Here is a 21,411-nt window from a genome sequence, read left to right as displayed (position 1 = left end):
TGCAAAGATAACGTACCAAACAGCGTTCACGCAAGCACTTCGCTATATTTTTTCAGATTAGCGATTAAATGCCATCCGTTTTCCTGGTTTGTCTGTCAGGAATTTTCCGTCTGCATACACTAGCTCTCCTGATACGATTGTATGCGTAACCGATGATGCGAACGTATGCCCCTCCAACGGCGACCATCCACACTGATAGAGAATGTTCTCTTTAGAAACAGTTATCGGGCGATTCGTATCGATAAGGACCAAATCAGCCCAGTAGCCCTCCCGCACATAGCCTCTTCGGTCGATTTGAAAACAGTCGGCTGGCGCATGACTCATTTTACGGGCGACCGTTTCAATAGACAGTTTACCCTGGTTCACAAAGTCAAGCATTAACAACAACGGATGCTGAACCAAAGGTAAGCCAGATGGAGCCTGCCAGTAAGATTGCTGCTTTTCATCCCAGGTATGTGGCGCATGGTCAGTCGCAATAATATCTAACCGATCGTCGAGCAAGGCTGCCAACAACGCTTCTTTATGATGGGGCGCTTTTATGGCCGGATTACATTTAATCAGATTCCCTAGATGATCATAATCTGTTGCATCAAACCACAAATGATGCACACAAACCTCTGCCGTGATACGTTTCTCCGACAATGGCCGATCGTTACTAAATAAACTTAGTTCATCGGCGGTTGAAATGTGTAGAATATGCAGCCGGGCGTTGTGTTGCTTCGCTAACTCGACGGCAAGTGATGACGATTTCAGACAGGCTTCCTCATTACGAATGAGCGGGTGCAAACTCGCCGTTGCCGTCTCGCCATACGCTGCTTTATATCGCTCGGTGTTAGCACGTATCGTTGCTTCATCTTCGCAATGCGTAGCAATTAGCATTGGACTTTGCCGAAACAACTCATCCAGCACTTTCTCATTATCAACCAGCATATTACCGGTTGATGATCCCATAAATACTTTTATACCACAAACGGTTGTAGGATCAGTACGTAATACTTCATCAAGATTGTTGTTAGACGCCCCCATAAAGAAGGAGTAGTTTGCCAGAGACGTTTTTGCGGCAATGGCATATTTGTCGGCCAATAACTCCTGAGTGAGCGCATTCGGCACCGTATTGGGCATTTCCATAAAGCTGGTAACGCCCCCAGCAACAGCCGCCCTTGCTTCCGACTGAATAGTTGCTTTATGAGTAAGCCCAGGCTCACGAAAATGCACCTGATCGTCTATTACGCCTGGTAAGACGTAATGGCCGTTTGCATCAATAATCTGACTGATACCTGCGTCCAATAGGCTCCGGCCAATCTGCGCTATGAATCCATCCTCTACCCGTATGTCTGTTTCGATGATACGTCCTTCGTTAACCAGGCGGGCATTTCGAATTAAAAGCTTACTCATAAAAGACGGGCTGCTTCTTTAGCGAAATAGGTTAAAATTACGGAAGCACCAGCTCGCTTGATAGACAATAACACTTCCATCATGGCCCGTTCGCCATCAAGCCAGCCCTGCTGAGCAGCTGCTTTAATCATAGCATATTCACCACTCACATTATAGGCTGCAATCGGCAAATGATACGTATCGTTCAACAATTTGATAATATCAAGATACGATAACGCTGGTTTGACCATCAGGAAATCAGCGCCTTCTGCAAAATCGAGTTGCGCTTCAATAAGCGCTTCGCGGCTGTTCGCCGGGTTCATTTGGTACGTCTTCTTATCACCAAATTTCGGGGCAGAATCGAGCGCATCGCGGAAAGGTCCGTAGAAAGCACTGGCATATTTAGCGGAATACGACATAATGGCTACGTCGTGGAAACCGCCCTCATCGAGTACCTGACGAATATACCCTACCCGTCCATCCATCATATCGGAAGGACCGACAATGTTTGCTCCGGCCTGAGCCTGAGCCAGCGCCATTTTGCCCAGCACGTCGAGCGTAGGATCGTTCAAGATTTTACCGTTCTCAACAATACCGTCGTGCCCGTCTGAACTATAGGGGTCCATAGCCACATCGGTCATGACCATTACGTCGGGGAACTTGTCTTTAATGGCCCGGATCGCCTGAAGATACATGCCATCCGGATTATAGCTTTCCGTAGCATATTTGTCTTTTTTGGCTTCTGGTAAATTGGGGAATAAATCAAAGGTTTTGATTCCCAGATCAACGCATTCCTGAATTTCGTCAAGCAGCAGATCCAGCGACAGCCGATAGATACCAGGCATCGAAGCTACTTCAGAACGAACATTTTGCCCTTCCATGATAAAAACGGGCAGAATAAAATCGGTGACCGACAGGCGTGTTTCCTGCACCATGTCACGAATAGCCCCGGATTGACGGTTCCGACGCGGACGACGTATCAAATTCATCGTATTCGAGATTCGGATAATTGGCTTGCAGCGCTACGTAGCGGAGCCAACCAACTTCCATTAAGCAATCAGTTTAAAACCTTCGCCGTGTACATTAACGAGCTGAACGCTGGCATCTTCTTTCAGATACTTACGAAGCTTCGTTACGTATACATCCATGCTCCTGGCGTTGAAGTATGAATCATCCCCCCAAACCATTTTCAATGCAAAGCTACGGCTGACGGGCTGATTCAGGTTCTGAGCCAACAATTTTAATAACTCCGATTCCTTACTGGTTAGTTTCTGAGGCTGGGTTTCTATTTCACCATCTGGCAAATTTTCTGCCGATCGGCTTAGCAACTGATGCGGGTAATCAAAGGAAAATGAGCCAATTTTATACGTAGTAGGTTCGATGGTATCCGACAACCGCTGATATCGACGTAGTATGGCCTGAATCCGCAGCAGTAGTTCTTCCATGCTGAACGGTTTTGTTACGTAATCGTCTGCACCGACCTTAAACCCCTGGATTGTATCTTCCTGCATCGACTTTGCCGTTAGGAAAATAATAGGAATCTCACGATTGGCCATACGAACCTCTTTAGCCAAGGTGAACCCATCTTTTTTAGGCATCATTACGTCGAAAATACACAAGTCATACTGGCTTGTGTCAGCCATAAATTTCTGCAGTCCTAGATTGCCGTCTGTAGCTCGGTCGGTCGTGTAGCCTTTCATGGTCAGGTATTCCTGAACCAGTTGGCCTAAATTAGGGTCGTCTTCAACGAGAAGGATGGTTGGCATAACAAATAGATAGGGTGTATGATGTAGGACGTAACGTTGAGAAACACTACGTTATACCTCCTGCTTATAGGGCAAAATCACGTCAAATGTACTGCCTTTACCCGGCTGGCTCTCCACAGTAATCTGGCCGTGATGTTCCTCGATCATTTTCTTGACATAGCTTAGTCCTAGACCGAAGCCTTTTACATCGTGACGGTTGCCAGTCGGAACGCGATAGAATTTTTCAAAAATCCGATTAATCTGCTCTTTCGTCATGCCGAGCCCCTCGTCCGAAACGCTTATGCTAACTCCTTCCGGTAAACTACGGGTAACAAGGGTTATATGTGGCTTCTCGGGTGAGTATTTAAGCGCATTGTCCAGTAAGTTATACACAATATTGGTCAGGTGAACCTCATCGGCCTCCACTACTTCCCGATCAGCATCAAACTCCAGATCGAGCTCTCCTTCTCGCTGCTCGATTTGTAAGCTCATATTATTCAGCACTTTTTCAATAACATCGTGCACATTGACCGACGACAGCTTGAGTTTTATCTCCCCTCGATCAAGCAAAGCCATCTGCAGCACTTTTTCCACGTGTGATCCCAGACGACGGGTTTCATCGCGAATAATACCCATGTAACGCGAAAGTCGCTCGTTGATCGATGACTCGTCTGAACCCAACACAGGATGACTCACCTGTTCCTGCGCCATTTCTACGGCTAACGAGATGGTAGAAATAGGGGTCTTAAACTCGTGAGTCATATTATTAATAAAGTCGTTCTTAATATCAGCTAGTTTTTTCTGCCGAACGATGGTACTGATGGCAATATAAAAACAGGCCAAGATAACCAGGATCAATACCGCCGATGCCCCAAACGTAAACCATAACTGACTCAGAATGAATTGCCGTTGCGTTGGAAAATAGATGTACACATAGTTACCCGTTTCCATCATATTATTCGGAAACAAGGCTGCTTTGTAGCCGCCTTCACTAAACGTCTGAGAATTCATCCCCATTGACGTGAAAAGAAAAGCAGGCTGCGATTTAGTGCGAACCCCAAAAGCAAACGGTATGCTGATTCCCCGCTCCTGTAGAGACTGCCTTAACAGCGTATCGAGGGCAAGCCGATTTATCCGATCTTCGATTGGGCGATCAGAAAATAGCAGCCCTTTCAACACTTCTTTAATCATTTTCGACTGTTCGCCTGCTTTCTGAGCGTTGAGTCCAGCAGGAACAGTAGCCACTCGCTCTTCGTTGACAGACTCCTGATTAGCCTGCTGTAACTTACGTTGGCGGGCGGCCTCCTTTAGCTTATTCCTGACTCGTTTTAGTTGTGCCAGCGAATCCTGCCGACGAGAAGCTGCTACCTGCCCGTTGATCTGATTTAGTTCGTTAATCAGTATCTGATCAACCCACTGATTGAATTGCTGCTGTTGAGCTAATTGTGCCTGCCAGTCGCCCACGGCCATCAGTTCATCCTGCTGACGGAAAAATTCTTCAACAACCGCCATCTGTTCCGGCGAAAGCGGATGAGCGACCGGATGTAATACGTCGGACTGAACAACTACCGCCCCCGCCGGAGCCGTACCGTAGGCGATCCGATTTGGATCGGATTTATGCGTTTGTTCTGGTAAAGCTGGCTTCGTGTTTTCGTGAGAAGCAACCCGTTGTTTGGTTTTTTCCTCGGGCAATTTGGTTACCGGAGCTGCCTGAGCTTCCTTTTTACCAATAGCCATCAGCTTTCCCTGATGCTCATGAGCCTGAATCCGCTGCTTAGTCAGGTACATAATCTCCTGGCGCTCCAACGTTCGAACCACCTCCTGCAACGCATCAGTAACCTTATAATCGAACTGTTCTTTCTGTAAATGCAAGGCACTACTAATCCAGTACGATTGGAGACCAACAAGTCCCAACAATCCTACTGCCATTAACACGACAATCCATCGAATTCGCTGTGTCGACATTTTTTTCGGCCTTTATGCAACCTTAGGCCTTTTTTTTCATCTATGTGTAAAACAATCTAATCAGAATTAACCTCAATACGGTCAATTTTGATTGGGCTATCCGTAAAAGTACGAACAGCAGCAGGCAGTCATTGAGCCTTTAACAAACTTTAACAGCCCGAGCCTCAATGGCTTTCAGCACACCCCATTAGTCAATCCATTAACGTTTTGTACTATGAAAAAAACAGTAATTCTGCTATGTCGGTTCGTTCCGGCTTTGTTTATCGCTGGTAGCTTAAGTGGCATTGTTAATGCACAGAAAGCCACAAAACCTGCTAAAGGAGAGGAAATTAATGTTCGGATTATTGAACGTAACGGCGATGAGGTTCGTGAAACCGAACGTACGTATCATGTTAATGGGTTGACCGACCCAGAACGTGATAAACTGGTTATGGAGCTTGTTGATTCGTTAAAGGCAGCTCGAAAAGACAAGGGTGGTAGACGTCAGATGACCATCATCGTGGACGACAATGATGGGGAACGTATCGCTCGGAAAGAACGTATTGCTCCACGGCTAAAAAAATCACCAGGCGATCTGTATGTACAACGAGGCAAATTACCCCGCCACTCCAACGACCCTTGGAATTGGGATGGCCAAACCTGGCGTTATGAATTTCGGCGCGGCACCGATTCGCTGGCCGACCGCCTGAATCGATTTAAATTTCAGATGCCTCTCGATTGGGAGCGTCAGTTTGCCCGACCCTTCGAAGACTGGTCACGTAACGTTAGCAGCAAACCATCGACCATTCGCGGTTTGGAAGCCTTCCCGAACAACCCAGACCACGAACAACTCAATGTTCGCTTCACAGCACCTACTAAAGGTGATATCAGCATTATTGTGACGAACACAAAAGGCAAAGAAGTGGCAAAGCGGGAAATAAAGGACTTCTCTGGTGAGTTTGTTGGTCAAATCGACTTAGGCAAAAACTCAAAAGGTACTTATTTCATTACTGTCACTCAGAACGAAGATGGCGCCGTAAAACGCATCGTGATTGATTAGGCATTAGCTTTTCAAAGGAAGACATCTTGTTTTATAAGTAATTTCCCATATTTTGTTTACTTATAAAGCATTTTGGTCTTCCTTTGAAAAATATTTGCAAAAATTTAGTACTATGTATTGCAAGATACCCAACAAAGCCTATATCTTTGTGTTATCAATTAGAAACAACAAATCGATGAAAACCTTACTGATTGCCGGAACATTATTGCTAGGATTTAGCGGACAGGCTTTGAGCATGGGCCATCCGCACAACATCTTTGCTGCTCGTAAGCAAATGCGTGCTAAAGCATCGGCGTTATTAAACAAACCCAAGTTGTCATCAACGGCTTCTTGCTGGCAATCAATTGTGCAGGTTGATAAAGCCGAATTAAGCAAACGACTAATAGAGGCTCTTGCCAGTGTGAGTCCATCACGGGCTTATTAATACCTGGAAAACTCCTAACGGGTTTCTTCTCACTATTCTTTTTCTCCTCCTCACCTTGCCAGTAAAAGCAAGGCTCCGGCTTTTAATAGAGCCCTTTTGATGTTGCTTAGATAGAAGCACCTCTCCACTTCCAGACGAGATTATTCGCGCCTTCTCTCCTGAATACGGCCGAAAAAGCAAACGCATGGTATAAAGTTTGCCTGCTGATTATCAACGTATTTGTTACGTTACTCATCCATCTGGCATTACCATTCCAATTTTTAATTTTGTATTAATCCAGGATGGGAAACAATTACCCTATATTATTTCGTTAAAAATTTAGATAATTTCAATAAGCGCTATTGTTTTCGATAGGGTTTGGCTACTTTTATAGTTTGGCGCTTACCACCGATAGCCGACTGTACCATTTACCCAATTGAGTACCCATGCGGAACAACATTGTACGGCCGATTCTACTAATCGGTTTGCTGTCCGTCAGTTTGTTGACTGCGTTTGGCTTAACGAAGCCAGGACGAAATTTATGGACCCGACTTGCTCCGTCGGCCAAAGCTCATAAAGCAAAAGTCAAGCGCGTTATTACGCACGCGCCTGTCTCACGCACCTATGCTCCGGCCCAACCGGTCGAAGTATTTGCGTTGCCCGATAGTGGCCAACGATGGGTAGACAGCGTATTCCAGACACTCACTGCTGAGCAAAAAATTGGTCAGTTTTTTATGGTGGCGACATTCTCGAATCGCCATGAAAACCACTATCAATATATTTCGCACCTGATTCAGAGCAACCATATCGGTGGTCTCATTTTCTTTCAGGGTGGCCCCTATCGGCAGGCGGCTTTAACCAACCGGTATCAGGCGTTATCAAAAGTGCCGCTCCTCATTGGCATCGATGGTGAATGGGGGCTTGGTATGCGCCTGGACAGCGCAATGGATTTCCCGAAACAAATGGCCCTGGGCGCTATTCGGGACAATGAGCTGATTTATCGGATGGGCGCCGAAATAGGTCGGCAGTGTCAACGTTTAGGAATTCATATCAATTTCGCTCCCGTATCAGATATTAATAGTAACCCTGCGAATCCGGTTATCGGCGTCCGCTCGTTTGGCGAATCGAAAGAAAATGTAGCCTTGAAAGCGTCGGCTTATATGCGTGGCCTTCAGCAGACACACGTCATAGCAACAGCCAAGCACTTTCCGGGTCATGGCGACACCAACGCGGATTCTCATCATACACTCCCAACGGTCAGCCGCTCTTCAGAGCAAATGCGCGAAATTGATCTATATCCATTCCGTAAGCTGATTGCAGATAGTTTGATGGGTGTTGTAACTGGCCACCTCCACGTACCAGTAATTGATAATACCCCTGCGCTGGCTGCTACGTTATCCGAAAAGATTGTTACTGAGTTACTGAAGAAAGAACTAGGCTTTCGCGGTCTAGTATTTACCGATGCACTCAATATGGGAGGCATTAGTCGCTCGCCCAAGGCGATGGATGTCAATCTGCGGGCTTTAATGGCCGGAAACGACATTTTACTGTATCCAGAGAATGTACGGGAAGCCATGCAAAACATCCTGAACGCCATTCAGCAAGGTGTTATTTCGCAGGAATTCATTGACGAGAAAGTAAAGAAAATACTACGTGCCAAATATTGGGCAGGTCTTAATAAGTACAAACCCATCAATATGAATGGTTTGGCTGGCGACCTTAATTCGCCTGAGGCCCAATTACTCCGACAAGAGCTTTGCGAAAAATCAGTAACTGTACTGAACAATCGGGATAATATCCTGCCTTTGGGCAATTTAGACACGCTTCGGCTGGCGTCTATTGCGATAGGAGCTGAATCCGATAATATTTTCCAGAAGACGCTTAACCAATACGCCCCTTTTCAGACGCTTTCCTATTCCAACAAGATGGTTTCGGAGGCTGAGTTGAATGATGTACTAACCCAGGTCAGTACGGCCAATACGGTGGTGGTCAGTTTCCACAAAATGAGTGAATCGGCTTATCGGAAATTTGGTATCACAAAAACCTCGCTGGACCTTGTGAATCGATTGAAACAGCGCGGAGCCAAAGTAATTGTTACAGTCTTTGGATCACCTTACAGTTTAACCCAGTTTGCCGATACTGATGGTTTAATTTGCGCTTACCAGGAATTGGACGAAATGCAGCGGGTTGTTCCTCAGGTTTTATTTGGTGGCCTGGGCTCAAACGGTATGCTGCCCGTTTCTATTGGTGATCTGAAGGTTGGAATGGGTGAATCGGTAGCCCCAGAAGGCCGCCTATCAGCAGGATCACCGGAAAGCGTAGGCATGAAAACGGCAGTACTGGCCAAAATTGACGCCATTGCTCAAGGAGCCGTTCGTGACAAAGTCGTTCCGGGCTGCGAAATTCTGGTAGCGAGAAAAGGTAAAATTGTTTACAGCAAAAACTTTGGTGCTCTCACCTACAGCGCAGGCGCCGAAAAAGTAACCGACGAAACTTTATACGACCTGGCCTCACTAACCAAAGTGCTGGCTACCTTACAGAGCGTAATGGTTCTTCACGATCGGAAGCAGGTCGATTTAGCGCAAAAAGCGTCTTTCTACCTCCCCGAATTAAAAGGTACGAACAAACAAAACATTATTATTCAGGATTTACTGTGGCATCAGTCCGGTATGGTTTCTTTTTATCCAACCACTTGGGATAAAACCAGAAAGCCGGGGGGAGGACTAAAAGCTGAATATTATAGTGCAACACGCGATACGTTACACACACTCCAAATAGCGCCAACGCTCTGGGCCACTCCTGCTATTAAAGATTCGGTATGGAAATGGGTTATCCAATCACCTATGACGCGAAAGATGGATGAATCTGGAAAACCAGCGTATCTGTACAGCGATTTGAACTTCCTCATGCTGCAAAAAATTGTTGAGCGAGTCAGCAAACAACCGCTTGACGTATTTGTCACAGACAATGTATACAAGCCTCTGGGCCTTCATCAACTTGGCTTTACACCATTACAACGCTTACCTAATCCGCACTGTGCTCCCACTGAGCAGGATACGTATTACCGAAACCAGCTACTCGTAGGTACCGTCCATGACCAGATGGCAGCCGTGCAGGGAGGCATATCGGGCCACGCGGGCCTGTTCGGCAATGCCCGAGATATTGCTACGTTGCTTCAGATGAATTTGCAAAAAGGAATCTATGGTGACCAACGTATTTTGCAACCAATGACAGTTCCCTACTTCACTCAGACGCTTAGCAACCGTAGTCACCGGGCGTTGGGCTGGGACAAGCCTAATGCAGAGAGCAATAGTAGTGTTTATTTAGCTTCTCAAGCCTCGCCACGTTCCTTTGGGCACACGGGTTTCACTGGAAATGTCGTTTGGGTCGATCCAGATCAGGAACTGGTTTTTGTCTTCCTATCGAATCGAATATATCCTACGGCTGGCAACAATTCGATCAATACAACTAAGCTCCGCCGTCGGATTCATGAAATGATTTACAGCGCTATTGAAAAAGAATAGGCCATCTAGTGCTAGACGATAGAATAAAAATGCCACTGTAAAAAGTGGCATTTTTATTGTTAGCAAGTATCTATTTGCCGGGAAATAGCTACCACCATACCATCTTTATCCTAATCATGTAATTGGTTAAATTTAGCCACCACAGTCACATTCCATTAAATGCTATGAATGGACGTCTCCTTTATTTATCGTTCTGCATCTGTTTGGGTGCTTTGGGGCTTTCCAAAGTCAGCTTTGCACAGACAATCACAGTCAGTGCCTTATCGTCCAACTCTATTTGTGCTGGTATGGGCGGTAGTTTCTTTGTTCCTTTTTCGACAACGGGTGCATTTACGGCAGGCAATACGTTTACAGCCCAACTCTCCGACGCAAATGGCGTTTTTTCGGGTACAACTCTTACCATAGGTACACTAAGAGTTTCTCCACAAACAGCAGCGACCAATACCATTACGGCCACTATTCCATCGACACTAGTAGCCAGTAGTAACTATAAAATCAGAGTAATTTCAAGCACGCCCTCAAGAACCAGTACCAACAGCCAATCCGTTTTTCTCAACGCTCCTCCCAGTCAGCCAACAGTAACCGTTCCTGCTCCTTATTGTAAAGGCGATACAGCCAAACCACTCATTGCCACAACGACCGCGGGAGGTACGTTGAATTGGTACGGGACCAACCCTAATGGCACACCGACTTCTACGGCTACTGTTCCTGATACCAGACAAGCGACGGCTGGTACATTGTACTACGTTAGTCAGACGGTTAATGGCTGTATGAGTAGCAAAGCGACTATCCAGGTGATTGTACGGGACAAACCTACCGCCCCGCTGACAAGTAGCAAGGCCTATTGCTTAGGGGAGTCAGCGATTCCGTTATCGGCTACAGCCACATCGGGAGCAACATTAAACTGGTATACAGGACCAGTAGGTGGAGCAGCATCGACGGTTGCGCCTACTCCTCCTACTACCCGGGCATCATCTACTGCTTATTACGTCAGTCAAAGCATAGGTAGTTGCGAGAGTCCACGAGCATCGGTTATTGTGACGGTAAATAGTCTTCCAGATCCACCTAAAGTAGCAATACCACCGTCTATCTGCCAGGGTACTACGGCCGCTCCGCTAGCAGCAACGGCAACCAGTGGAGCGGTGTTACGTTGGTGGGGTACCAGTGCAGCAGGAGGAAATTATACAACCGCTGCTACCGTACCTAATAATCAGGCGAGTGGAACGTACTACGTCAGTCAGTTTATGGGTAGTTGCGAAAGTCCACGAGTCGCCATTGCCATGACAGTTACTTCCCTCCCAGCACTTCCCTCTGTCCCCTCATCAGTAAGCTATTGCCAAAATTCACCAACACAGCCTTTACTAGCAACAGCATCAACAGGTGGCAAATTGAACTGGTACGGGACCAACGCAACAGGCGGAACAGCATCGACCAATGCGCCAACACCGACAGCAGCCTCTGTTGGAACTGTTGGTTACTACGTCAGTCAAAGTGTTGGTAGTTGCGAAAGTGCCCGCGCTATGATTCCAGTTCTGGTAAAAGCGAACCCGACTACGCCAACGGTTTCCAGCCCGATTCTTTATTGCCAAAGCCAGCCCGCTAATCCATTACGAGCTACGGCCGCTACAGGCGGTACGTTAAATTGGTATGGAACTAACGCAACTGGCGGAACAGCTTCCACCAACGCGCCAACTCCTCCAGTGACGACTGCTGGTTCCACTACATATTACGTTAGCCAGAACGTTGGTGGCTGCGAAAGTCCTCGTATTGGTATAGTGGCCACCGTAAACCCACTACCAGCCGCACCCAGTGTTTCGAATCTAAGCTATTGCCAGATTCAGAAAGAGCAGCCGGGCCAAAACATTCCACCATTAACGGCCGTTGGCCAAAATCTTCGGTGGTATGCCTCCGATGGCAATCCATACACCAATGCGCCTACTCCGCCCGTCTCCCAGACCGGTACGTTTAGTTTCCAGGTAACCCAAACCGTCAATTCATGTGAGAGCCCTAAGGCCACCCTTCAGGTTACGGTAAAAACAATTCCGGCCCCAGCAACACCTAAGCCCACTGTTTCCTATTGTGTCGATGAAAAAGCGGCTCCTTTAGAAGCGGTTGGCGATGCTGGTAGCACGTTACGTTGGGTTGACCCCTATGGGCGAGACACGACGCTTACACCCGTACCTCCTACACTCAACGTTAATGTTCAGCCAGGGGGCGATATTTATTACGTATATCAGGTAAATGCAAGCGGCTGTTACAGCGCACGGTCGGCCATCCGGGTTATTGTCAATGCAATTCCCACCTTGTCACTGACAGGTTCTGCCAATGTTAATCTTGGCCAGTCAACCCCTCTCCGTTTAACCTTCACGGGCAATCCACCATTCAGTTATACTATTACAGGTGGTTATTCTGGCATATCGAATAAAGCAGATACTACTATATCCGTACTTCCCAGAGGAAACACTACGTATCAGGTGACGGGCGTAACCAACAGTTGTGGAGTTGGATTGCCAGGCAATCCGGCAACGGCAGTCATAACCGTAAACACGCCAACCGTTACGACTGGCGCACTTAGTACCAGTTCTTTATGCGCAGGAACATCGCTGTCTATTCCCTTCACCACAGCAGGTACTTTTATGAATGGCAATGTTTTTAGCGTCGAATTGATCAGTACTACCGATACAACCAAAAAATATGACCTCCAAACAACTGGTACGTCTAGCCCAATTACAGCTACTACGTCCAGTACGTTGACCAGCGGTCAATATTACGTTCGCGCAAAAGCATCCAACCCTAATGTCGGTGTAATTGGATCGACGAGTCCAACTATTCTGACAATCCGTTCAAAACCCATTGCTACTCTCACCGGCTCTCAAACCATTGCCGAAGGAACACCAGCCAGCCTAACAGTTACGTTTATGGGTGATGGACCGTGGACAATAGCATATGTAGATAGCCTTCGGTCTTACTCAGCCATAGCAACAACAAATCCTTATGTTCTGGAAGCACGGCCTGCCCGTACAATAGCCTACAGGTTAACCAGCGTCAGTAACGATTGTGGGGTTGGAACAGCCTCTGGCTCTGCAACGGTGACGGTTAATGCCGTTTTAGGTATTGAAGATAATTCGCTGGAATCGTTGATTCATATATATCCGGTTCCAGTAATCAATTCGTTGGCTGTCGATATTGATGTACCTTTAGGGCGAACTCCGGCAGAAATCTCATTGATTAGTTTACAGGGTATCCCGATCTATCAGACAACGACCCGAAACCACCGGACCGATATTGACCTGACCAGTCAGCCAGCTGGCCTTTATTTACTACGTGTTCAGGTCGGTGATCGGCAGTCTGTCCGGAAAATTGTTAAACAATAAATGAGCTGCTAGTGACCAGTTCTATTTTGGCGAATACCTAGATTATGTTCTCCGACGAATACTTTATGGAAATAGCCCTGAGTCTTGCCGAAGAAGCAGCGGAAGCAGGGGAGATACCAGTCGGAGCCGTTGTGGTCTGCCGAAATCGAATTATTGGAAAGGGCCGAAATCAAACTGAAGAATTAAACGACGTAACGGCCCACGCCGAAATTCTGGCCATTACGGCGGCTACCCAATATCTCGGTGGAAAATACCTTTCTGACTGTACGCTGTATGTTACGTTAGAGCCGTGTGTGATGTGTGCAGGTGCTTTGTTCTGGGCTCAGATTGGTCGTCTGGTTGTCGGAGCCTCTGACCCAAAACGGGGTTATAGCCGTATTCAACCATCGATATTGCATCCCAAAACCCGGCTCGAAACGAGTGTCCTGGCGAACGAAAGTCAGGAATTATTAACGAAGTTTTTTCGACGGTTAAGAACATAAACTCCCATAGCCTTGTTAACCCAACCGAAAGAACTTCCATTTTAACTCTTTATTCCAATGGCTTTTGTATTAGACCCACTGCCCTACCCTAGCGATTCGCTTGAACCAAACATAGACAAGCAAACCATGGAAATCCACCATGATAAGCACCACAATGCTTATGTTACGAATCTTAACAACGCTATTGCTGGGACAGAGCTGGAAAATAAGTCTATTGAAGAATTGCTGAAAACAATTAGTCAGGCTCCGGTTGCTGTACGTAACAATGGAGGTGGTCACTATAACCATACGTTATTCTGGAACACCATTTCTGGTAACGGCGGTGGACAGCCTACAGGCGAACTGGCTGAAGCTATCAACAAAAAGTTTGGCTCGTACGATGCATTCAAAGAAGAATTTACAAAAGCAGCTACAACCCGATTCGGATCAGGTTGGGCATGGCTTATTGTTACTCCAGAAGGCGACGTAGCGGTAACATCTACCCCTAATCAGGATAACCCATTGATGGACATTGCTGAAGTGAAGGGTTTTCCAATTATTGGCCTTGACGTTTGGGAGCACGCTTACTATCTGAAATATCAGAACCGTCGCCCCGAATATATCTCCGCTTATTTTAATGTAATTGACTGGAACGCTGCCGAAAAGCGTTATCAGCAAGGTAAACAAGCGTAATATCTGCAACTGGATTATACGTGGTGAGCTGTAGTTTTCGTATTTGTACAAAAAAAATATAGCTCATCATGTATAATTCAGCAGTAAGTTTTATCTTTGCAGTCTCAAAACGGTGGATGTAGCTCAGTCGGTTAGAGCGTCGGATTGTGGTTCCGAAGGTCGCGGGTTCGAGCCCCGTCTTTCACCCTGGTAAAGCCTCTTGGATTTCCGAGAGGCTTTTTTATTGATACCCTATCCCATTTTTCCTGTTGACTGCCCGTTTTTCTTAATAGTTGGGATGAATCACGGATCATAACAGATTTAAAATGATCTGCTTTCGTTACAAATTTCTAAAAGTTGTGTTCTCACTCACTGCTACTTTATCTCAATTTCTACCAGTCTTTTTACTGACTAGATGAAATATATCTTTAACCCTTCCCCTATTCATACAGCAATATCATTCTGTCTTAATCGTAGGTTTAATTTGATAAGATCACCTTCGTATACCTATTTACTCAAATAGCTCTCAGCAAGATTCCTTTATTATAAGGTCTAGTTTGTTTAGACTTTATATATCAACGTTAAACAAAACTACTAATATCCTGTTATATTAAGACTTCTGCTAACCATGCCTTCTGGCTATGGAAAGTATAGGGTAGTAGCCTTCTCAAGGCTTCGCCCTTGTCTTCTTTGTAAGCAATCAACAAATCTGATTAACATGAGTAGCTATTCAATTAAGGATTTAGAACAGCTTTCGGGTATAAAAGCCCATACGTTACGGATATGGGAGCAGCGCTATAGTATCATTACGCCTAAACGCACAGACACAAACATACGCACATACGATGATCAGGACTTAAAGCTGGTCCTTAATATTTCCCTGTTGAAAGACCACGGCTATAAGATCTCTGAAATCTCGAAAATGTCCATAGAGGATATGTATCGTGAAGTCGTCAAGATCTCTGATCGTCAGCAGAATTACCCTGACCAGATTCACGCTCTTACGCTGTCAATGATTGATTTGGACGAAGAACGCTTTGAAAAAATTGTGAGTACCAATATTCTGCAATTTGGCTTCGAGAATACGATGATTCATATCATCTTTCCGTTCCTTAACAGAATTGGTACGTTATGGGTTACGGGATCAGTGGGCCCGGCTCAGGAGCATTTCATTTCAAATTTGATTCGACAGAAGCTTATTGTTGCAATCGATAGTCAAGCCAACAAGCACCGGCCAGAGGGTAAAAAGTATATGCTTTTTTTACCTGAAGGTGAACTGCACGAAATCAATTTGCTCTTCAGTAACTACGTTATCCGGGCGCGTTACAACAAAGTAATTTACCTGGGTCAGAGCCTTCCGTTCAACGAACTGGCTTTTGCCTACAACCTACATAAACCAGACTATCTGTTCACGTCTATAACGTCGGTTCCGTCTAACCACGAGGTACAGCCTTACGTTGACCAGCTAGTACGTGCCTTCCCAGAATCACATTTACTGCTAACTGGCTATCAGGTTATTGGTCAGGATATAACAATTCCTGATAATGCAACCATTATCAATCAGATTGACGATCTGATCCGTATTGCCAGTATCTAGCTTATATAGTACCCTGAGCAAAGGCCAGCGCCCGCCTTTCGGCATACGTATAGGTATCGCGGGATAGCATAAACCCGACGTGCCCGCCAGTAGGTGGGGTTTCCAGATAAATAGTTTTATGCGCTTTAGCCAACCAGTCTGGTGAACATTCGGACGATAGCAATGGATCGTTCTGCGCATTCAGTAACAAAACCGGCACTGTAATTCCCGGCATAAAATTGATAGCAGAAGCTTGCTGATAAAAGTCATCGGCATTCAGATACCCATTTACCGGCGCAGAGAAAAAGTCGTCAAAATCGCGCCAACGCTTCACTTCCTTTAATTTGTCCATATCAAGCCGACCAGGAAAACGCTCTGCTTTCTGATTTAGCTTACGAATCAGCTTTTTCATAAACCGATTCCGATAAATACGATTCGTGGGCCAATCCAATAGCGACGCGCTAGCCCCTAAATCGGTTGGAGACGAAATAGCAATACCTTTCTTTATAGCCGCTGGAATAGCGTTACCGTGTACGCCAAGGTATTTGAGAATAATGTTTCCGCCCATGCTATAGCCTACAAGTACGACCTCATCATAGGATTTAGTACGTAAAGCATGAGCTACTACGCTAGCGATATCGTCAATTTCTCCATGATTGTACAAACGAAACTGACTATTCATCTCCCCACTACAGGAACGGCAATTCCAGGCCAGTACGTCATAACCATCTTGGGAAAATAGCTTTGCCGTTCCAAGAATATACTGGCGACTGCTGTTGCCTTCCAGTCCATGAGTTAAAATGACAAGGCGATTTTGTCCGCGATCAATCCAGTCCAGATCAAGAAAATCGCCGTCTGGCAACGTTATACGCTCTCGTTCATATACAACGTCGGTCACTTTGCGTATAAGGCTGGGTATAATTGTCTGAAGATGGCCATTATACAGATAAGCCGGGCCGCCCAGGTATGCAGATTTAAGTAATGGCATATTCACGAACAACTATTACTTTAAACTCGTTGTTCCATGAGACATTCATTATGCATTTCGCCAGATATATTTCGGTCATTATTGCCAGCACGATAAAATTTATCGGAGGACCACTAACAGGCGCTACGTTGGGCCTGTCATGGCTTGAAACATCGCTCTGTACGGTAATGGGCATGATGTTTACCGTAATTGTGGTCACCTATGCCGGAACTGCCCTACAGGCATTGATTGATCGCTACCGAAAGCGACCGCCCAAACGGTTTTCCACCAGAACCCGCTTCGCCATTCGTGTCTGGAAGCGTTTTGGCTTACTGGGTATTGCGCTGCTAACACCACTGATTTTAACCCCGATCGGTGGCACCGCGCTTGCTGTTTCTTTCCGGGCCGGACGTAGTAAACTACTGCTATATATGTTGATTAGCGGTGTCTGCTGGGCTGTTGTACAGACGCTGGCGGTTTACCAAATACCTGGCCTAAAAGGGCTCATCACAAAATAAGCCAGGCTACCTGAGCAACCTGGCTTAGTTAAAAATCTATTCTCTGGTATCGATTTATCTACTCACCGTTTGAGCCGCTGGTGCCGCTGACTTTTTCCGGAAATCACCGCGTGAGAAGTATTTTTCAATAAGGCAATACATCAGAATAAAGAAATAACGACTACCCATTTCTTTAATTTTCAGTTTCGACTCGCCATATTTCCGGTTTGTCCAGCTGTTGGCAACCACTTCAAACGTGTATCCCCGCACAATTGCTTTCAATGGTAACTCAACCGTCAGATTAAAGTGCGGAGACAAAAAGGGTTTTATTCCTTCTATAGTTTCACGCTTGTAAAGTTTGAACGCGTTAGTCGTATCGTTGTACTTAATCCCCATTACCATCTTCACAATGAAGTTAGCAATACGGTTAATAAATTTCTTAAGTGGTGGATAATCAATCACTTTCCCGCCTTTTCCCCAGCGCGACCCGAATACAGCATCTGTATTCGTCTCCATCATTTTGTTATAAAACTTCACAAGGTCTTCTGGATCGTCCGACATATCGGCCATAAAAACGGCAACGCAGTCGCCCGTAAAGCGTTCAAGGCCATAACGAACCGCATAGCCAAACCCATTAGGGCCGGGGTTTGTAAAATAAACCAGCGTTGGAATTTCATTAGCAGCCAGATCCTGCAGGACCTTTAGCGTTCCATCTTTCGAGTTATCGTTTGTTACGCATATTTCGTGAGGAATACCATGCCTGGCCAGTGTCTGGTACAAAGCCCTCAACGTAGGCGGCAATGATTCTTCCTCATTATAGGCCGGAATGACAACGCTTAGTTTCATCATAATTTTGTACGTCAATCGCCGTTAGCTTATAGTTCGTATTTGCTGTTCGTCAATAACAAGTTAATCGATCTGCCACTAGTAAACTACCGATGGGGTAACAGACGAATTGTACTGTATAATTTTGCCAATGGCTTTGGAATAATATAATCGCGTATAACGTCTTTTGTTTTATTCCAGTCTGGCCTCCCCATGTAAAGATACTTCATTGCTAACCGCGCCCGCCGAAAATAGCTTTGCTTGTATTGTTTTGAATCGAGCATCATCCGGTAATAGCGGGCAATATTTCTACGTAGCACACGATCGTACTGGTAATCCAGTTCGCGATTGATATCGCTGTACATTTGAATCCGATTACGTAAGAACGTTTCGTCGTAATAATTATCAGCAAAACTAGCTCCTCCCCGATTCTTACGATAAACCGACATTACGTCTGGAATATAGCCAATTTTACCGAGTTTCGCCTTTAAGATCAGTCGGGGAATATCGCCACTAGATGATTCACGGAACCAGGTCGGGTACTCTTTTATGTTATTCCGGTACATGGTACTCGACGTTGCCATGAACCAGATTTCATCATCACCAATCAGATCATCAACCGTATAATACGGCTTCATGTCGGGACCATTCAGCAAATGCGATGGCGAGCCATCTTCATAAATAATGAGCGCGTTGTTGAAAACGGTAGAATAATCAGGATGAGCATCTAACATATCCGCCTGCTTTTGCAGTTTAAGCGGGTCAGTCCAGTAATCATCCCCATCCATCAAGGCATAATATTCTCCTTTTGCCAGTTTCAGGGTTTCCAGAAAATTGATACCACCGTTTTTACCCATATTACGTGGGTGTAAAACGCCAATGACTAAGCCAGGGTGCTTTTGCTCGTATTCCTGAATAATCTCACGCGTACCGTCGGAAGAAAAATCGTCGCCCACCAATATTTCTATGGGAAACGTTGTCTTCTGCTCCAACGCGCTATCGATAGCCGCGCGAATAAATTTATGCTGATTATAAGTGATAATCAGGACACTGACTTTAATCATTTATAAGAATTTTTCAGGGGGCGCTCAGTGTTTTCGGTCTTCAGGGAATATAGTAGTCATTGAAGACCGGAAACAACTGAACAGGTAATTTAAACAGCTGCTTCTGACGTAGCCGATTTAGCCGCCTGAATATGTGTTTTCCAGCCTTGGGGCTCATCTTTTTCTGCGGGCGTGCCCCATGGATTGTAGAAAGGCAGGATAGATACCCAACGTCCGGCCGGATCTTCCCAGCTAAACCGATCAGCAAAGCTCGATGGACTAACCCAGTGAGGCAGATCATATCGGAACAGAATCATATCGCCCATATCCTGGTAGCCTTCGGTCTCCACAATATGGTCGTTGATTACGTAGCCTGTACCGCCCGATGTATAATCTTTTCCGTATTGGTTCAGCGCCAGAATTACACCTACTTTTTGTGGATTGAGCGGATGCCAGTGCCGCCCGAAGAAGCTTCCGCCTAATGGATAATGAGTAACCTGCGGATGGAAATAAGGCTCTCCTTTACGGATTCCAAAGCTTTCGTTGTTTCCGGTTAAACTATTCCAGAAATTCCGCATAGGATCGAAGACGCTCAATAAGGTCTGCTGGAACTCAGCGTCCAAATCCAGAAGAGCGTCGAACGTATGATCGTGGAACAACTGGGGAGCTTGTTGTATTTTAGCTATATGAAGCCTTTGTTTGTGCTGGTTGTTATCGAACGTGTCAGGGCCTTCAGCTAAAGGTGTTTTAGTCGCCCAATCACGAGTTCCAGCAATAACCTTTGCCAGCGTTTCCTGAGGAATGCCGGTTTTAATGATGACGATATTAGGTTCATTAACCAACCGCATCACTTCATCATAGGGAATTTCAGGAACAATTTTGCCGTCTTTGAACTCGGCATCCACTTTTATCAAATATTTTGCTACTTCTTTCATGGCTAGTTCGCTTACGAATTCAATACAAAATAGGTTGCTATCTATCTAAAATACAAATTCATCCGTTAGGACTTAGTTTGTGGCCGGCTGCGTTGCATAACCAAAACCAGAAGCCCCAAAACCATTTCCGTTATAGAACATAACCCACTGATTTTGGTGCGGAAAAATATGACAATAATCCATCATCAGTGAGTCCCAGCCCTGTGCAGACCGCTCGATACCCGCAAGCTCGTCTTTACGCTCCCAGGTTATACCATCTTTCGACTGAGCATAGCCTATGCGGTAACTACGTTTAACATCGGTTCGATAGTTCGTAGCATTCCGGTACGAAAAATACATTTTGTACAAATCTCCATCTTTATAGACTGTTGGTCGGCCAATGGCATCGGTAAACTCATCGTAGCCAACACAAACATGACCGGTACGTTCCCACGTAATACCATCTTTCGATTCGGCGTATTTTACGTCATAAAATGGCTCAGGATGTCCATTGATTACGTCAATCTTTGTGCAGGACAGATACCACATTCGCCACGTATCACCTTCACGGATTACACAAGGCTGTGCTACCCAAACCTGGTCGTAAATAGAACGATCCATGAGAGGCCCGTTATACTTACGCTGGAATGTCAGACCACCATCGCGGCTAATGGCTAGCCCAATGCCTAACCGATAGCTGGCCGTTTCGCTCTTGTTCCAACCCGTATAATACAACCAGATTTCGTCTTCTACGGGCAGAAACCAGGATGGCATCGTACCTGTTTCGTCAAACATGCCGACGGCTCCTTTTGTTAGACAAGCCTTATCGTGAATGTAGGTCACTTCTGACAGATTATCAGGATTCAGCTCAACGAAAGAAACGGCTGAGGATATATTCTCGTCGCGGGTGGAAAAATAAACGCGTAGTTTATCGCCCATTGGATAGCCAAAGGGCACCTGAGCGTGTGTACGACTAAATGGTTTTGAACCGTCTGGTTTATAAATAAGTCCGTGTTTCGTCCACATAAAAGT

17 protein-coding genes and 1 tRNA gene are annotated in these 21,411 nt (G+C 45.8%); 9 read left to right on the top strand and 9 right to left on the bottom strand.

Features of this window, described 5'->3' with window-relative positions:
• Positions 1–57: 57 nt before the first annotated feature.
• The 4 genes from GK108_RS01305 to GK108_RS01290 are packed head-to-tail and all read right to left on the bottom strand — an operon-like array spanning position 58 to position 5,084.
• A complete protein-coding gene (locus GK108_RS01305) occupies positions 58–1,395 on the bottom strand; it encodes a dihydroorotase (protein WP_163941596.1) in 1,338 nt (445 codons plus the stop codon).
• Entirely contained in the window at positions 1,392–2,363 is a 972-nt protein-coding gene (gene hemB / locus GK108_RS01300) for a porphobilinogen synthase (protein ID WP_163941592.1), read from the bottom strand. The genes GK108_RS01305 and hemB overlap by 4 nt, the downstream gene beginning before the upstream one ends.
• Before the next feature lie 60 nt (positions 2,364–2,423).
• Complete coding sequence (locus GK108_RS01295) at positions 2,424–3,140, bottom strand: response regulator transcription factor (protein ID WP_163941590.1); 717 nt, start codon at positions 3,138–3,140, stop codon at positions 2,424–2,426.
• Positions 3,141–3,191: 51 nt separating this feature from the next.
• Complete coding sequence (locus GK108_RS01290; protein WP_163941588.1) at positions 3,192–5,084, bottom strand: sensor histidine kinase; 1,893 nt, start codon at positions 5,082–5,084, stop codon at positions 3,192–3,194.
• Between the two features lie 214 nt (positions 5,085–5,298).
• Between GK108_RS01290 and GK108_RS01285 the strand changes: the two genes are divergently transcribed.
• The 8 genes from GK108_RS01285 to GK108_RS01250 all read left to right on the top strand — a co-directional run bounded on the left by GK108_RS01285 (position 5,299) and on the right by GK108_RS01250 (position 16,154).
• Positions 5,299–6,123, top strand: coding sequence for a T9SS type A sorting domain-containing protein (locus GK108_RS01285; RefSeq protein ID WP_163941586.1), 825 nt, complete (start codon positions 5,299–5,301; stop codon positions 6,121–6,123).
• 175 nt (positions 6,124–6,298) lie between these two features.
• Positions 6,299–6,547: a hypothetical protein gene (locus GK108_RS01280; RefSeq protein WP_163941584.1), complete on the top strand. Its 249-nt coding sequence runs from the start codon at positions 6,299–6,301 to the stop codon at positions 6,545–6,547.
• Positions 6,548–6,972: 425 nt separating this feature from the next.
• The gene (locus tag GK108_RS01275) at positions 6,973–10,050 is read left to right on the top strand and encodes a glycoside hydrolase family 3 N-terminal domain-containing protein (RefSeq protein WP_163941581.1); all 3,078 of its coding nucleotides are present in this window, start codon (positions 6,973–6,975) and stop codon (positions 10,048–10,050) included.
• 164 nt (positions 10,051–10,214) lie between these two features.
• Positions 10,215–13,424 (top strand): Ig-like domain-containing protein, encoded by a 3,210-nt coding sequence (locus GK108_RS01270; RefSeq protein WP_163941578.1) that lies wholly within the window; start codon positions 10,215–10,217, stop codon positions 13,422–13,424.
• Between the two features lie 44 nt (positions 13,425–13,468).
• Positions 13,469–13,906 carry a nucleoside deaminase gene (locus tag GK108_RS01265; protein ID WP_163941575.1) on the top strand — a complete coding sequence of 146 codons (438 nt, stop codon included), beginning with the start codon at positions 13,469–13,471 and terminating at the stop codon, positions 13,904–13,906.
• 57 nt (positions 13,907–13,963) lie between these two features.
• The gene (locus GK108_RS01260; protein ID WP_163941572.1) at positions 13,964–14,578 is read left to right on the top strand and encodes a superoxide dismutase; all 615 of its coding nucleotides are present in this window, start codon (positions 13,964–13,966) and stop codon (positions 14,576–14,578) included.
• 111 nt (positions 14,579–14,689) lie between these two features.
• Positions 14,690–14,765: transfer RNA gene (locus GK108_RS01255), tRNA-His, on the top strand.
• A gap of 510 nt (positions 14,766–15,275) precedes the next feature.
• Positions 15,276–16,154 (top strand): MerR family transcriptional regulator, encoded by an 879-nt coding sequence (locus tag GK108_RS01250; RefSeq protein WP_163941570.1) that lies wholly within the window; start codon positions 15,276–15,278, stop codon positions 16,152–16,154.
• A 1-nt stretch (position 16,155) separates the two neighbouring features.
• On the opposite strand, the gene GK108_RS01245 is transcribed toward GK108_RS01250, so the two are convergent.
• Positions 16,156–17,121 (bottom strand): YheT family hydrolase, encoded by a 966-nt coding sequence (locus tag GK108_RS01245; protein ID WP_163941567.1) that lies wholly within the window; start codon positions 17,119–17,121, stop codon positions 16,156–16,158.
• 50 nt (positions 17,122–17,171) lie between these two features.
• Between GK108_RS01245 and GK108_RS01240 the strand changes: the two genes are divergently transcribed.
• Entirely contained in the window at positions 17,172–17,618 is a 447-nt protein-coding gene (locus GK108_RS01240; protein WP_163941564.1) for a hypothetical protein, read from the top strand.
• 54 nt (positions 17,619–17,672) lie between these two features.
• On the opposite strand, the gene GK108_RS01235 is transcribed toward GK108_RS01240, so the two are convergent.
• From GK108_RS01235 to GK108_RS01220, 4 genes are all read right to left on the bottom strand, one after another.
• Positions 17,673–18,443 (bottom strand): glycosyltransferase family 2 protein, encoded by a 771-nt coding sequence (locus GK108_RS01235; protein ID WP_163943713.1) that lies wholly within the window; start codon positions 18,441–18,443, stop codon positions 17,673–17,675.
• Positions 18,444–18,529: 86 nt separating this feature from the next.
• Complete coding sequence (locus GK108_RS01230; RefSeq protein WP_163941562.1) at positions 18,530–19,486, bottom strand: glycosyltransferase family 2 protein; 957 nt, start codon at positions 19,484–19,486, stop codon at positions 18,530–18,532.
• Between the two features lie 89 nt (positions 19,487–19,575).
• Positions 19,576–20,400 carry a hypothetical protein gene (locus GK108_RS01225; protein ID WP_163941560.1) on the bottom strand — a complete coding sequence of 275 codons (825 nt, stop codon included), beginning with the start codon at positions 20,398–20,400 and terminating at the stop codon, positions 19,576–19,578.
• Positions 20,401–20,472: 72 nt separating this feature from the next.
• Complete coding sequence (locus GK108_RS01220; protein WP_163941558.1) at positions 20,473–21,405, bottom strand: glycoside hydrolase family protein; 933 nt, start codon at positions 21,403–21,405, stop codon at positions 20,473–20,475.
• Positions 21,406–21,411 lie beyond the last annotated feature (6 nt).

Source organism: Spirosoma terrae (genome assembly GCF_010435915.1).
In the GTDB taxonomy this organism is placed as follows: Bacteria; Bacteroidota; Bacteroidia; order Cytophagales; family Spirosomataceae; genus Spirosoma; species Spirosoma terrae.
Note: the sequence above shows the minus strand (reverse complement) of the source record. Positions and strands in the feature narration are given on the sequence as shown.